Source organism: Lysinibacillus sphaericus (genome assembly GCF_000600105.1).
In the GTDB taxonomy this organism is placed as follows: domain Bacteria; phylum Bacillota; class Bacilli; order Bacillales_A; family Planococcaceae; genus Lysinibacillus; species Lysinibacillus sphaericus.
Genome location: NZ_CP006837.1, coordinates 4,065,341 through 4,080,368, shown reverse-complemented (window position 1 = coordinate 4,080,368; position 15,028 = coordinate 4,065,341). Strand labels below are relative to the sequence as shown.

The following is a 15,028-nucleotide window of genomic DNA, read 5'->3' as shown; positions in this document are numbered from 1 at the left end:
AACGGGTCCCGAATAGTGGAACTATTCGGGAATAAAAAAATGAATAATAAAATCAGAAAAGTGTATTTAATATCATTCTAAAATGCAATACTAATTAAGTGAGGTATTAGCATGTTTTCTACTTCATTTGTAACCGTGTACCCAAACTGATTTGAGATTAGTATTAGCTTCTAATAATAATGTAGTGTAGGTATGAAGAAAAGGTTAGAGAACATTAGGAACGGAGCCTTTCTTTAAGAGTATTAATTGGAAAACTTAACCAATCAGTTTGTATAAACCCACCGGCATCTTTTGAGTTGCCACATACCCTCCACACATAGGCTGTTGCGTGGTTGGCGTTGGTTTAATATACAGGGGACACATATATTATTGATTGATTCGAAAAATTTAACAGCATTCCTATAAAACTTGAAAAAGTAGATATTTTCAATACAGACCTTGATTTTGCAAATAACTTTTGCGAAATTGGGGTCTTTTCATATGGAACTTAATTGGAAAATAAGAATGTTCAGCCTATAGGATTAGTACATAGATTTCCATCCGTTCTTTCTAGGAAAGGAACTACTTATATAATCTATTTTATGAAGATTTCCTATCTTAACACCGGAAATCAGTTGCATTTTATAGGGGCTTTTCAGAAGCTTTGTGACTTTTTATAAGACTCTAATTTCATGAGGATTTAGAGAATAATTTTTAATTTTACCTCATAATAAAATATGTTGTCAACAATAAGTTTGTGATTTTTTAAAAAAATGTTATAATAGTCTTATAATTGTTTTTTTAAATCGTATTTCGAATTCCGCTGACCTTTTTTGCAGATAGAATTTGGATACGTTTTTTTAATATCCCTTATTAAGACGAAGAAAAAAATTAAAACAGTTATGTGGGCTTTTTGAGGTAGGTAGTTGAATTAAATGATTAATTGACTATCTAATAGTAACCGAGGTTTTATTCCATAAGGAGGACTAGAATAATGAATCTAATTAATAAAAAAGTTACACATAAGCGTTTTGGCATGGGTAGTATCGTTAAACATAATGAGTCCATTATTGAAATACATTTTGCAACAGAAAATAAAATGTTTGTTTTTCCTGATGTATTTGGAAAGTACTTAAAATTACATGATAAAAGTGATGCTCAGTTAATTGAAAAAATAATACAAAAAAAGGAAATCGAACGTAAGGAAGAAGAAATGAGGAAGGAAGAAGAAAAAGAACTGCAACGAAGAAACCAAAAACTTCGCTTAGAACACGAAAAACTGATGAAACATCATAAACTGCACCCAGAATCTCAAATGGTTTTTAAATGTGACACAGAAGAACAGACTAGTTCTTTGTTAGAGTGGAAGGTTTTTTCAGGCGCTATAAAAAGTGGTAATAACAAAGGAAAGCCAAACAAACCTAACCGCATGCACCAAAATAGCGCTGTCCTATTAACAGCATTAGATTCCGGCATGTCTGAAAAAGACAGACGTATTTTAGGTGTCTATATGGTGAATGAAGATTTTATCGGTAAGCTGTGTGAAGATGGGAATATTCCGGCCCATTCAAAATACAGACTCCAACTTACAGAACAGGAATCGAATCAGCTACTTTTTTGGAAATATTATATAGATAAAAAATACCCTAACAAAATGACATGGAATACAGGTAAATACCGTTATTTTGATAATTTATGGATGGCTCAAATTTTACTTGATATCGTTTCATTGAAAAGTGAACCAACAGAACGAGAACTTGCACAACAATTTTTAAAACATTTTTGTAAAATGAATCAGATAACAGTTCATGATTTACCAAAGCCGAATGGGGCATTATTGCGTATTTAGACGTTATCCCAAAGATAATAAGAGTGACAGGGAACTGACATGTTTTTATACAATCTTTTATCAAAAACGAATTCTTATTAATGGGATTCGTTTTTTTTGTATGAAATATAAATAAGATCTACTGATTTATGTATTTTTAGTTTTTGTCAAAAAAGCCAAGGATTTAATATCAATCCGTGGCTTTTTTATTGAGTAGATGCAGTTTATTTATGTTGTTCGCCAATATGATTGAAAAGGGAGGCAGTCAATTCTCTTCGGATTTGCTTAATATGCTTTTCCATTAGTTGTTTGGCTTGCGTGGCATCACCGGCTGCGATGGCCAAGTAAATTTCTTTATGTTCATCTATAGTTTCTTGCGTACGGTCTAAGTCTTTCAAGCGCTGTGTTCGGGTCACACGGATTGTATCTTGCATATGTTCGCTAAGGGTTTGAAATAATTGCGAGAAGATTGAATTATGAGCAGCGAGAACGATATTAATATGGAAGCTTAAATCAGCTTGAATGCCTAGTTCCACGTCATGTTTTACTTGATTCATCATTTCCAATGCTTGCCCAATTCGTTCTAAATCTTCAGAAGTGGCTCGTTGTGAAGCTAAAAAGGCACATTCTACTTCAAGTGTTTGGCGAAGCTCTAGCATTTCATAAATAAGTTTTTTTTCTGTTTTTAAAATGGTAGAGGAAAGCTCTTGTCCTAATGAATGGCATTCAGGTGATTTCAGAAAACTGCCACTGCCTTGTTTAATGTCTATAATTCCTTTTATTTCAAGCTTTCGCAGTGCCTCTCTAACCGATGTTCGACTTACATTAAAGCGACTCGCTAATTCTCTTTCCGTCGGTAGTTTTTCTCCAGGCTGTAATTCTCCATTTAAAAAATATTCCTGTATTTGATCTACAATAACTTGATAAGCTTTTTTCTTTGGTTGCAGCATTTCCTATGTCCTTCCCCTCAATTACATAGTAAAAGTATAAACGCTTTAATCATACAGAATTCCCACTTCGTTAGCAATGAAAGAAAATTATTAATTATTGATATTTTCTGAATATTAAGTATAATAAAAATGGTTGGACCAATTATAATATTTATGAATATTGGTATAACCTATTCATTTATCATTCATGACTTTGGGAAAATGGGAGAAAAAAAGGGGAGAATAAAATGATGGCAAGTGTAACAAATGAACAATTGGTGAGCGCGCTACAAGGTGTTCTGTCAGAAAGCCAAGTAACGATCAATCAAACAATTTTAGAACAACATAGTAGTGATGAATCTTATCATCAAGCTAGTTTGCCGGATATCGTTGTGTTTCCAACAACAACTGAACAAGTGAGTCACATACTAACTATTGCAAATCAATATAAAGTTCCAATTGTCCCATTTGGCAGAGGAACAAGCTTGGAAGGACATGTAATTCCTTATGAACAAGGGATTACCATTGATTTTTCAGACATGAACAACATAGTAGAAGTGAGGGAGAAGGACTTTCTCGTAAAAGTTCAACCAGGGGTAACGCGTTCGCAGTTAAATAAAGAGTTAAAAAAATACGGTTTGTTTTTTTCAGTGGACCCTGGGGCAGATGCAACACTAGGTGGAATGGCCGCGACAAATGCGAGTGGCACAACGTCTGTTAAATATGGAGTAATGCGCGATCAAGTTCGAGATTTAGAAGTTGTGCTGTCAGATGGTACGGTTATTCATACCGGTAATTTAGCGGAAAAATCTTCATCTGGCTTTCATTTGAACGGTCTTTTTGTAGGGTCTGAAGGAACGCTCGGTTGCTTTACGGAATTGACGCTAAAAGTTTATGGACTTCCTGAATATGTAATGGCTGCTCGAGCATCTTTCAAAACAGTCAATGATGCAGTCGAAGCAGTCGTTAGTATTTTACAGGCCGGAATTCCAATCGCAAGAGTCGAACTGGTTGATGAACCTTCTATGAAACAAGTGAACTTGCATAGTAAAACAGCTTATGAGGAGCAACCAACGTTATTTTTAGAGTTTCATGGAAATGAAGCTGGTTTAAAGCAAGACGTTGATTTTATGAAAGAAATTGTAGCAGAGCATAATTGTCAAAATATAGTTTTTGAGACTGACAATGCAGCGCGAAATCAGCTATGGGAAGCTCGCCATAATTTAGCTTACGCCTATGTCCATGGACATCCAGGAAAAAAACTGATGGTGACAGATGTTTGTTTACCGATTTCTGAGTTAGCAGGGGCTATTGAACATGCGAGAAAAACACTGAATATGTTTGCCCTTACAGGGGGGATTGTTGGACATGTCGGTGATGGCAATTTCCATGTTCTTTTAATGATTGATATGCAGGATGCTAATGACATAGCAAAGGCGGATGAATTTAATGAATTAATTGTTATGTATGCGCTTGAACGAGGGGGAACTTGTACAGGAGAGCATGGTGTCGGTATAGGGAAACAGAAATACCAAGAGAAAGAACATGGGAAAGCACTGCTTGTGATGGAAAAGATTAAACAAGCGCTTGATCCGGATGCACTGTTGAATCCAAATAAAATATTAAAAATAAAGAAATAGGGAGTGGGAATATGAAAATATTAGAAGCGATTAGTACGATAGCTGGAAAATACTTTGCGCTATGGGTCATCTGCATAGCTGTTATTGCTTTTATCATTCCCGACCCATTTTTACTATTTGGGGGCTATATTACAATATTGCTCGGCATCGTTATGTTTGGTATGGGACTATCGTTGAAAGCGGTTGATTTCAAATTAATTTTAACGAATCCAGTGCCCGTTATTATTGGTGTTTGTGCTCAATATCTTATTATGCCGCTGACTGCTTTTTCCATTGCCTATATCATGAACTTACCCGCAGAATTAGCGGCAGGGCTTGTTCTTCTCGGTTCAGTTCCAGGGGGTACTGCTTCGAACGTCATGGTGTATTTAGCGAAGGGCAATGTCCCATTATCCATTACGATGACTTCCTTTTCAACGTTATTAGCGCCAATTGCCACACCATTCATACTTCTATTACTTGCAGGTAAATGGATGCCGGTCGATCCAATGGCAATGTTTACTTCTATTATTCAAGTGATTATTTTGCCGATTATTTTGGGGATTGTTATTCGGAAATTTGCCCCACAGATTGTAGAAAAGAGCATTAACGTCATTCCTCTTATCTCAGTAGTGGCTATTATCATTATTGTCTCTGCAGTTGTTGCTGGCAATGTTGATAGCATAGCATCGGCAGGATTTATTATTTTTACGGCAGTAATGCTTCATAATGCATTTGGACTGCTGCTTGGCTATTTAACAGCGCTACTATTAGGACTTGATGAAAGTAATCGGAGAGCGATTTCCATTGAAGTGGGGATGCAAAACTCTGGTCTTGGGGTAGCATTAGCCACTGCCCATTTTGGTCCGTTAGCTGCCTTACCGAGTGTTCTTGGTGCTGTGTGGCATAATATTTCTGGTCCGATTCTTGCCACTTATTGGTCGAAAAAAACGGAAAACATTGAACATCAGCTTAGTGAAAAAATACAAGAAAGCAACGTCGAAACACAAGTATAAAAGATGCTAGACGTTATCAATAAAATAAGACAAGAACGAATTCCAATTTTGCCGGAATTCGTTCTTCTTTTTGCTCGTTATAGGTATGTTACGATCGATTTCTTTTAGGATAAATCTTTTCACAAATAAATGTATTGTCAAAGGTTAGTAAAACTAATGTTTGTAGGATGTTTTTATGGCAAGCATAGCAGCAGTAGTGAGAAACGAAACTTATTCTCTTGCAATATCGTCTACAACTTGACAGAAGTGTGGAAACGGGAGTATTATACATTAGCTACCGAAAAAAAGCTATAGTGAAGTAATAATTTTCCGAAATTTATACGAACAATCTAACACTAGATTTCAATTAATAAGTAATAGGTAGGTGCAGAAATGAAAAGTCTAATAAGTAAAAAAAGTGACTTATTAAACAGCTTTTTAGGGATATATATAGTAGCTGTAGTCATGTTATGGATGAAAACATACATCACGCAAACAGCACAATTTGATTTAGGTGTAGAAGGAGCACTTCAACATTTCCTTTTACTCTTAAATCCACTAGGTTCAGCAATGCTATTTTTAGGGATTGCTTTTTTAATTAGAGGAAAGAAAAAATATACATTACTGCTTGTTATTTACACGCTGATGTCAATTCTTTTATATGCTAATGTAGTGTATTACAGATTTTTTAGTGATTTTATTACATTACCGACCATTTTCCAAACGCAAAACTTTGGCGATTTAGGTGGTAGTATTCTTTCATTATTAAAACCTTATGATATTTTGTTCTTTGTGGATGTCGTTGTCATGTTTTATTTACGATTCTCAAGCAAAGTTCCAAAAGAAACAAAATCATTTGGATATAAAAAAGCAATGACGATTATTGCTTTTGCATTAATCGTATCAGTTGTCAATTTAGGATTAGCTGAGGCTAGTCGCCCTCAACTATTAACGCGAGGGTTTGATAGAAACTATATTGTGAAATATTTAGGTATGTATAACTATACGATTTATGACTCAGTAGAAACGATGAAAGCTTCCTCACAAAGAGCGTTGGCTGATAGTAGTGATATTACCGAAGTAATTAACTATACAAAATCGAACTACGCTAATCCGAATGCAAAATATTTTGGTGCAGCAAAAGGAATGAACGTAATTTATTTACACTTAGAATCATTCCAAAACTTCCTAATCGACTATAAATTAAACGGTCAAGAAGTTACACCATTTTTAAATTCATTAGCAAAAGATAATCATACATTGTATTTCGATAATTTCTTCCATCAAACAGGTCAAGGTAAAACGTCTGATGCAGAATTTATGTTAGAAAACTCTTTATTCGGATTACCACAAGGTTCTGCCTATATTACAAAAGCACAAAATACGTATCAAGCAGCACCAAGTATTTTAAAAGATTATGGTTATACATCGGCTGTCTTCCACGGTAACAACGGAAGCTTCTGGAACCGAAATGTTATATATAAATCATTTGGATTTGATAAGTTTTATGATGCAAGTTATTATGACACAGCCTCTTCAGATAACATGGCTGAATATGGTTTGTTAGATAAACCGTTCTTTGAACAATCGCAAAGCTTTTTAAATTCTTTACCACAACCGTTTTATACTAAATTAATTACGGTAGGGAACCATTATCCATATAAAATGAATCAAGACTTAGTAACAATCGATAAAGCGAATACAGGCGATGCAAGTGTAGATAATTATTTCCAAACAGCACGCTATGCCGACGAAGCAATTGAACAAATGTTTAATCAACTAAAAGAATCAGGTTTATATGATAATTCAATGATTGTTCTTTATGGTGACCATTATGGTATTTCAGACAATCATAATGCAGCAATGGAACAAGTTTTGGGGAAAGAAATTACACCATATGAAAGTGCTAATTTACAACGTGTCCCATTATTTATTCATGTTCCAGGTATGCAAGGTGGTATCAACCATACGTATGGTGGTCAAACAGACTTGCTGCCAACACTTTTACATTTACTAGGAATTGATACGCAAAACTTTATTCAATTCGGTTCAGATTTATTATCAGATGAGCATAATGAAATTGTGCCATTTAGAAATGGCGATTTTGTGAGTCCAGAGATTTATTCAATTAATGAAAAATTTTATGATAATAAAACTGGATTACTACTAGATGATAGTCAACTAGAGGCAGCACAAGCTATTAAAAAAGAAGTAGATTTTAAATTAGGCTTATCTGACAAAGTAGTGAATGGTGATTTACTGCGATTTTATAAACCAACAGGTTATACGCCAGTAGACCCTTCAAAGTACAATTACAACAAAGATGACAGTATAGAAGCTAAATAATAATTAGTAGGCAGTTCAAGATGATGAGTTTGATATCACGAAGTTTATGATATTGTACCGTTAGCTAGGACTGCCTTTTCGCTTTTTAACACGAGCTGCTAGTGCATAGTATTTCCTGATTTTAGAAGTTAGAAATCTAATTAAAGTAGGAACTGTATGAAGATAAATAACAAAAGCTAGGTTATACTATAATAATGACTTTATTGCTGAAACTAGCATTACGGTGTTAAGGACGAGTCGTTTTTAGAAGTAGAAGCAATGAAGTTTTAGGGGATAAGTGAATAACCGAATATCCTATAATGAGAGGGTTTGAAGTAAAATATGACGAATAATTTTTGGCGGGATTTACCGCGACCATTTTTTGTACTTGCTCCAATGGAAGATGTGACGGATGTTGTGTTTCGTCATGTCGTAAGTAAAGCAGGTAGACCAGATGTATTTTTTACCGAGTTTACAAATTCAGATAGCTATTGTCATCCAGAGGGTCAGAAAAGTGTGCGAGGACGTTTGCTTTTTACTGAAGATGAACAGCCTATGGTTGCTCATATATGGGGAGATAATCCTGAATATTTTAGACAAATGAGTATTGGTATGGCGGAGCTTGGTTTTAAAGGTGTTGATATTAATATGGGCTGTCCTGTACCGAATGTGGCTTCACGAGGCAAGGGAAGCGGTCTTATTTTACGTCCTGATGTTGCTGCGGAACTTATTCAAGCAGCGAAAGCGGGTGGACTGCCTGTCAGTGTGAAAACAAGACTTGGCTTCACAGAAGTGGATGAGTGGCAGGAATGGCTTACACATATTTTAAAACAAGATATCGCCAACTTATCAATCCATCTGCGTACGAGAAAAGAAATGAGCCAAGTAGAAGCACACTGGGAGCTAATTCCGGAAATTAAAAAATTACGAGATCAAATTGCACCAAATACGCTATTAACAATCAATGGTGACATCCCTGACCGTGCAACAGGTATGAAGCTAGTTGAACAATATGGTGTGGATGGCGTGATGATTGGACGAGGTATTTTTAAAAACCCATTTGCTTTTGAAAAAGAGCCAAAGGAACATAGTAGTAAAGAATATCTTGATCTTTTAAGATTACAGCTTGATCTTCAAGATCAATATGCTGAGGAGCTACCACGTTCAGTTACTGCGCTACATCGCTTTTTCAAAATCTATGTTAAAGGATTCCGCGGGGCAAGTGAATTAAGAAATCAGTTAATGAATACAAAGACAACGGATGAAGTACGCGAATTGCTCAATCAATTTGAATAGGTGCCAGTCACTCAAACAATTCTAAATTGTTTGAGTGACTGGCACGTACTACATTCTTACTACGTAGTATCTTAATATTACTTATATTTACCTAATATTCTTTAGATAATACTACTAGTGTCGACAAAAATTGACATGTAATTTATAATGTAAAATTGTAATAATGTTAGTATTATTTTAAGAAAATGAAAAGGCAAACTTACTGAAAGGTAAGGACGCAAAGCTACGAGTCTAAAATCCTATAGGGATTATGATAGTCGGGTTGCCAAAATAATAAACGATTATTTGGCTATCCTTAATTTTTATAATAAGGGTAGTTTTTATTTTCCTAAAAGGGGACAAATTAAAGAACTATAGCGTTAATAAAGTCTTGTTAGTATAGGATAGTAAAAAAACTATATGAAAAAGGAGATTAAAAATGTTAGTCGTTGATAAACCGAAATATAATATGGCGATTTATGAAGCAAAAAAAGAAGTACACATTCAAGTTCAAGGATTTATTAAAGCAGAACTTGTAGAGGAATATATAAAAGATTTGGAAGAGACAGTGGCGAAAGTACCAAAAAAATCCTATACCTTTGTAGTTGATGCAACGTATCAATCACCTGTTCCATCTAAAGTTTCAGCGGAGCTAGGGCAAACATTAATGTTTTACGCATCACTTGGTTTCAAAGATATCTATATTGTCAATCCAGCCTCTAAAATTGCCTATGTGCAAGTGAGAAATGCTTTAGAGGGAGTGAATTTCCCAGGAACAGTAGTTGACAATGTATCACAATTAGCAACACGATAGTTTTTAAATCACTAGAAGCATATTTGGAGGAATTTATGATGCCAACATTACAAGATGTATATACATATGAAATCATTACAAAAGACCAACCAGATTTAATTGAAAAAGCGGCAACATGTTTAGCAAAAACATTTGTTGGAGTAGATGTAGCCGGTAAATGGGTGCAAGAACCGATAATCGGGTACTCCTTAAAATTACCTTATGATGATTTCTACCAATTCACGAAAGAATACATTGAAGACAATGTGCATCAAGGATACTGTGTTGTTGCGCTCGATGCAGAACGTAATGTAGTAGGCGCTTTAGTTGGAGATACAAACGCGCTGGAAATACATGAAGGTCCTATTTTTAGTGGCACGTTTTCTGATATGAATATAGTGATGGATGTATTAGAGGATATCGATGTTCGTTTCTTAAATGACTATAAACAACGTTATGGAAAAGAAATGGAAGACAATGAAGTGCTGCATTTATTTTTATTAGGTGTCATCGCTGAGCACAATCGCCATGAAATTGTACAAACGTTAGGTGATATTTTAGTTCAAAAAGCATCTGAAGAAGGGTTAAGACTGGTGTTAGCTGAAGCAACAAATCCGAAGTCAATGAGCTTGTTACAGAAGTATCATGGATTTGAAAAGTATGTAAATGTTGAAGGGGATTTCATTGTTCATAAATACGAAAGCAATGAGCATTTAAACGATATCCCAGCGACTGTAGCTGATGGAATTTATATTATTGTAAAAGAGTTATAAAACATCATAGGTAGAGAGAATAGGAGATTTTTATATCATGGATGCTATTATGCTAGTGATTATAGTATTTTTATTATGCACGTCCTTGTATTTTGCTTACCGATATTTTTCGCTTAAACGTCAGGCTGATAGTCAGAGTGAAGTGACAAACGGGGCAGAGGAATTATCTGCAAGTCAATTAAAAGAGCAATTTCATCTATACGAAAAAAATATAAATGAAAAAGGTCAAAATCTTGTTGAACATGGAGAGTATGCAGCGGAGAAGGCTGATATCGTTAGAGCAGCCATTGATGAGGTAGGAAAAGGGTTAAAAAAACAATTAGTAGCTACTGAGGAAAGTTCAACTTCGATTGAAGACATCACAGTGGCTATCGAAGAACTGTCTATAAGATCAAACCAAATTTCAGAACAATCGAATACGACGTTAGAATTGACGCAAGAAGGTAACGAAAAGCTAAAAGATTCGATGGTGAAAATGGAGCAATTTGATCAAACGATTAATACAACTTTTGATGCAATCAATATCCTTGGAGAAAAATCACATGAGATTGGCAAGATTGTCAAAGTAATTACAGGGATTTCAGAGCAAATCAATTTATTAGCATTGAACGCAGCTATTGAAGCAGCTCGTGCAGGTGAACATGGAAAAGGGTTTGCTGTCGTTGCGGATGAAGTTCGGAAATTAGCAGAACAATCGCAACAGTCCGCTGCTGAAGTATCGAATATCGTAAAAAATATTCAAGAAGAGACGGATCGAGTGGTTACATCCATGAAGCAAGGAACAGAAGAGTTTGCACAAACGAATACTACCATTTTAGAAATTGGTACGATGTTCGAAAGAATTGTAGAAACGACAAAAATTATTGCTGAAAATAATGCCAATTCATCTGCAAGTACAGAAGAATTATCTTCAAGCTCTCAGCAAATCATGGTGGCAATGAGAGACATTTCGTTCATTTCACGTGAATCTGTGGAAATGTTTGAGGAGCTAGTTGAAATTAGCGATGACGAATTAAGTACAATGGATAAATTAGTGCAAGAAGCAGGCAACCTTGTCAGCTTAAAAATATAGAGAAATCGGTGCCAGACACTAAAACAATTCAAAATTGTTTTAGTGTCTGGCACTCTTTCATATATTCTAGTAAAAGCTAATAGGGGTAGATATCCATGGACAAACAAAATAGCAAATACAGATGGGTAGTATTTGTTGTTGTATTGTTAACTTATTTGTTAATGGCGAGCCAACGCACAGCGCCAGGATTAATTACAGATCAATTAATGAGTGATTTTCAGGTCACGGCAGCAACGATTGGCTTATTAACAAGTATCCAATTTTTTGTATACACAAGCTTACAAGTACCAATGGGGATTTTGGCTGATCGTTACGGCCCAAATGCTTTTTTAATTTTAGGGGCGACACTTACAGGGATCGGTACAATCATTTATAGTCTTAGTACACATGCACTTATGCTATTTTTTTCGAGAATATTGACTGGAGTAGGGGATGCAACAATTTGGGTTAATATGGTGCTTATTTTGGCACAATGGTTTCATCGCAAGGAGTTTGTACGTTTAATTGGTCTGGCAGGTATGACTGGAAGTCTAGGGTTTTTATTGGCGACAGTCCCCTTCTCCACGTGGATTGATTTACTAGGTTGGAGGATGGCCTTTTGTAGCGCAGGACTACTATTGACCCTGTGTGGCCTAGTCCTTTATTTTGTACTTGTAAAAAAGCCTAAAACACGCTTTATCAACGAGCAAATTTTTGTAACCGATGAAGAACAACGTGATAAAACATCCGTATTACTGAAAAGAATATTTACCAATCCCCAAGCATGGGCTCTATTTTTTTGCCATTTTGGTGTAGTAGGAGGTTATGTAGGATTTATTAGTTCCTGGGCTGTACCATACGGAATGAGTTTATATGAAATGACACGTTCGGATGCAAGCCAATTGATTATGGTTGGTCTTATTGGGGCACTAATCGGAGCTCCTCTAACTAGTTGGCTGGCTAGCAGGCTAGATACGATTAAAAGGCCATATATTGTCGTGCATAGTATTGTTTTACTTAGTTGGTTTACGTTTCTTATATGCAATGGACATCCAGCTTTTTTCTTGCTGTTGGTACTATTTTTTATCATCGGCTTTGGGTATGGAGCAAGTGCATTAACATTTGCGGCTGTACGGCAATCATTCTCTTTACACGAAGCTGGTGTAGTTTCGGGATTTGCCAATACAGGAGGCTTTTTAAGTGCCGTTTTGTTGCCCATTATTTTTGGTTATTTATTAGATCATTTTCAATCTGTTTCAGGTTATGTAGATGATGGCTACTACTATGGTTTTATAGTGCCAGTTCTTTTCTCCATCATTGGTTTGTTTGGTGTGCTGTACTTTAAGGAAAAGCGTAGTATCTAAAGGTGTGGAATTGAAAATGAGAGCCACAATCTAAAAATAAAAGTTTATAAATTGTGTTTATCGGAAAAAATGAAATTACTGTGAATGAATAGAAAGCTCTAGTTGTTAAATTTATTATACTAATAGAGCAGTTTAGTTGAAGAAGTAGAAGTAGAAGGGTATTTTTAATAGGTAAACTAAAGTGGAATATAGCGGTTCTATATTGGTAAATTTTTTGTTCCACTTTATGTATGGAAGGAGTATTAGTGTTTTGGGAATAACAAGTATGGTCGGATACGTAATTATAGGTGCATTACTTATTCTTTTATTAGTATTTATCTTCGTTATGATAAAAGGAGCAAGAAAGTAAGTGCCAGGTACTAAAACAATTCTGAATTGTTTTAGTGCCTGGCACCTTTTATTTATTTTTGTCTTTTTTCAGCCATTTCTACAAGTCGTTTCGTGATTTCTCCACCTACGGAACCGTTCGCGCGAGAAGAAGCATCTGGCCCAAGTTGTACGCCGAATTCTTGTGCGATTTCATATTTCATTTGATTAACAGCTTCTTGTACACCAGGAACTTGAAGTTTATTGGAACTTCGATTTTTATTAGCCATTTTTCTCACCTCCTTGTGCTATTAGAATGGTCGGCAGTTTGATTTTCATACATTTAAAAACAAGGAAATGTGCAATCTACATACTATAGGCGAGGAATAATTGCAAAGCTAGCTAAAAATACAATTTACTCTGTTATAATAAAGCCTGGCTCTTATAAATTCAGATTTTGCAAGGAAATCAAGGAGGTTTTGCTATGACGAATAATGATATTTTGATTCGTTTACGATATGCACTAGATATTAAAAATACGGATATGGTAGAAATTTTTAAGCTTGGTGGCATGAAATACACTAAAGAGGATGTATTAAACATGCTTATCAAAATTAAAGAAGATGAAGAAGATATCCCAGAGAATTACATTAAATGTAATAACAAAATGGTAGAGGCATTTTTAAATGGTTTAATTACTTTTAAACGTGGCCCTCAACAATCAAAACAAGGTCAACAGGAAGGGCCACCACCGGTTACAGGGAAAGAAAGCCCAAATAATATGCTTTTGAAAAAAGTGAAAATTGCAATGGCTTTAACAACGGAAGATATGCTTGATATTTTATATGAAGGTGGCGTAACAGTATCGAAAGGTGAGTTAGGTGCGATTTTAAGAAATCCTAGTCATCGTAATTACAAAGAATGTGGCGATCGCTTTGTGAGAAACTTTTTAAAAGGTTTAACATATAAATATAGAGATTAAGTATTAAATTGTTAAAGCGAATTGTGGTCGGATGCTTACCTACAGTAAGCGTCCCGCCTTTGTTTGTATTGGATGAAGTACATAATAACAATAAAAGCAATAAAAAATAAATTGTAAAATCACCATTATTTTCTTTGAACAGTTGATAAATGTGACGGAATTGTGTACAATGAAATTGACACAAAGTTGTCACAAAGGGAAAAGAAATGTTCATGAATAGAGGGGTGCTTTTTATGATATTTTTTGATTTTATTTTAATTGCTATTTCTTGCATTAGTATTCCATTAATAGTTGCTGTTATGTTAGACATTTTTTATGCAGAACGTAAAAAAGTTCGTTTTTCATTACGCCGTACTTCTGTATGGTATATGTGCGTTTTTGCATTATCCTTTATTCCAGCTGTCTTACTCGTAACACAACTTGCATAATTGAATAAACATTTAGGGGTAAGTGTTTATCAGAAATTTAAGCAGCAATAACGTATGTTTACGTTGTCGCTGCTTATTTTTTGTCAGGACTTTTTACAATAAAGAAGAATATTTTTACATAGTAATTATTTCATTGTTTGTACATAAGTAGTAAAATAAGAGCATGGACTAAATAGTAATTTTGGAAGCTGTATTGATTATTTTTTACTATTATGTTAATTTGAGGAGAAATAAGGGCAAATCTACTGAAAGGTAGAGACGCAAAGCTACAGGTCTAAGGCAGATAACGCTATGATGGCTGGGTTGCAAAAGATTAGTAGTTATTGGGATTTATTATTTTTTTATCTTTAATAACCTATTTCTTTTGAAATAGGTTATTTT

The 15,028-nt window shown here is 34.9% G+C and carries 13 protein-coding genes and 2 riboswitches; of the genes, 11 read left to right on the top strand and 2 right to left on the bottom strand.

The window, feature by feature from the left end:
• The first annotated feature begins 973 nt into the window (after nucleotides 1-973).
• A complete protein-coding gene (locus tag T479_RS19835) occupies nucleotides 974-1,828 on the top strand; it encodes a hypothetical protein (RefSeq protein ID WP_025220646.1) in 855 nt (284 codons plus the stop codon).
• A 203-nt stretch (nucleotides 1,829-2,031) separates the two neighbouring features.
• On the opposite strand, the gene T479_RS19830 is transcribed toward T479_RS19835, so the two are convergent.
• Nucleotides 2,032-2,757 carry a FadR/GntR family transcriptional regulator gene (locus T479_RS19830; RefSeq protein WP_025220645.1) on the bottom strand — a complete coding sequence of 242 codons (726 nt, stop codon included), beginning with the start codon at nucleotides 2,755-2,757 and terminating at the stop codon, nucleotides 2,032-2,034.
• Between the two features lie 230 nt (nucleotides 2,758-2,987).
• On the opposite strand from T479_RS19830, the gene T479_RS19825 reads away from it, so the two are divergent.
• From T479_RS19825 to T479_RS19790, 8 genes are all read left to right on the top strand, one after another.
• Nucleotides 2,988-4,376 carry an FAD-binding oxidoreductase gene (locus T479_RS19825; RefSeq protein WP_024364483.1) on the top strand — a complete coding sequence of 463 codons (1,389 nt, stop codon included), beginning with the start codon at nucleotides 2,988-2,990 and terminating at the stop codon, nucleotides 4,374-4,376.
• An 11-nt stretch (nucleotides 4,377-4,387) separates the two neighbouring features.
• A complete protein-coding gene (locus T479_RS19820) occupies nucleotides 4,388-5,371 on the top strand; it encodes a bile acid:sodium symporter family protein (protein ID WP_025220644.1) in 984 nt (327 codons plus the stop codon).
• A gap of 372 nt (nucleotides 5,372-5,743) precedes the next feature.
• Nucleotides 5,744-7,696, top strand: coding sequence for a lipoteichoic acid synthase (locus T479_RS19815; RefSeq protein ID WP_025220643.1), 1,953 nt, complete (start codon nucleotides 5,744-5,746; stop codon nucleotides 7,694-7,696).
• Nucleotides 7,697-8,017: 321 nt separating this feature from the next.
• Nucleotides 8,018-8,971: a tRNA dihydrouridine synthase gene (locus T479_RS19810; protein WP_029747424.1), complete on the top strand. Its 954-nt coding sequence runs from the start codon at nucleotides 8,018-8,020 to the stop codon at nucleotides 8,969-8,971.
• 182 nt (nucleotides 8,972-9,153) lie between these two features.
• Nucleotides 9,154-9,241: riboswitch (cyclic di-GMP riboswitch) on the top strand.
• A gap of 148 nt (nucleotides 9,242-9,389) precedes the next feature.
• Nucleotides 9,390-9,764, top strand: a complete 375-nt coding sequence (locus T479_RS19805) for a hypothetical protein (protein ID WP_025220642.1) — start codon at nucleotides 9,390-9,392, stop codon at nucleotides 9,762-9,764.
• 35 nt (nucleotides 9,765-9,799) lie between these two features.
• A complete protein-coding gene (locus T479_RS19800) occupies nucleotides 9,800-10,516 on the top strand; it encodes a hypothetical protein (protein ID WP_227665384.1) in 717 nt (238 codons plus the stop codon).
• A 37-nt stretch (nucleotides 10,517-10,553) separates the two neighbouring features.
• Nucleotides 10,554-11,588, top strand: a complete 1,035-nt coding sequence (locus tag T479_RS19795; RefSeq protein WP_024364488.1) for a methyl-accepting chemotaxis protein — start codon at nucleotides 10,554-10,556, stop codon at nucleotides 11,586-11,588.
• A gap of 95 nt (nucleotides 11,589-11,683) precedes the next feature.
• On the top strand, nucleotides 11,684-12,931 hold the full coding sequence (locus tag T479_RS19790; protein WP_025220641.1) for an MFS transporter: 1,248 nt from the start codon (nucleotides 11,684-11,686) through the stop codon (nucleotides 12,929-12,931).
• Nucleotides 12,932-13,332: 401 nt separating this feature from the next.
• On the opposite strand, the gene T479_RS19785 is transcribed toward T479_RS19790, so the two are convergent.
• Nucleotides 13,333-13,527, bottom strand: a complete 195-nt coding sequence (locus tag T479_RS19785; protein ID WP_029747426.1) for an alpha/beta-type small acid-soluble spore protein — start codon at nucleotides 13,525-13,527, stop codon at nucleotides 13,333-13,335.
• Between the two features lie 194 nt (nucleotides 13,528-13,721).
• Here T479_RS19785 and T479_RS19780 point away from each other — a divergent pair, with 194 nt between their 5' ends.
• Nucleotides 13,722-14,219, top strand: coding sequence for a YehS family protein (locus tag T479_RS19780; RefSeq protein ID WP_025220640.1), 498 nt, complete (start codon nucleotides 13,722-13,724; stop codon nucleotides 14,217-14,219).
• A 233-nt stretch (nucleotides 14,220-14,452) separates the two neighbouring features.
• Nucleotides 14,453-14,647, top strand: coding sequence for a hypothetical protein (locus T479_RS19775; RefSeq protein WP_024364491.1), 195 nt, complete (start codon nucleotides 14,453-14,455; stop codon nucleotides 14,645-14,647).
• A 225-nt stretch (nucleotides 14,648-14,872) separates the two neighbouring features.
• A riboswitch (cyclic di-GMP riboswitch) is annotated at nucleotides 14,873-14,958 on the top strand.
• Nucleotides 14,959-15,028 lie beyond the last annotated feature (70 nt).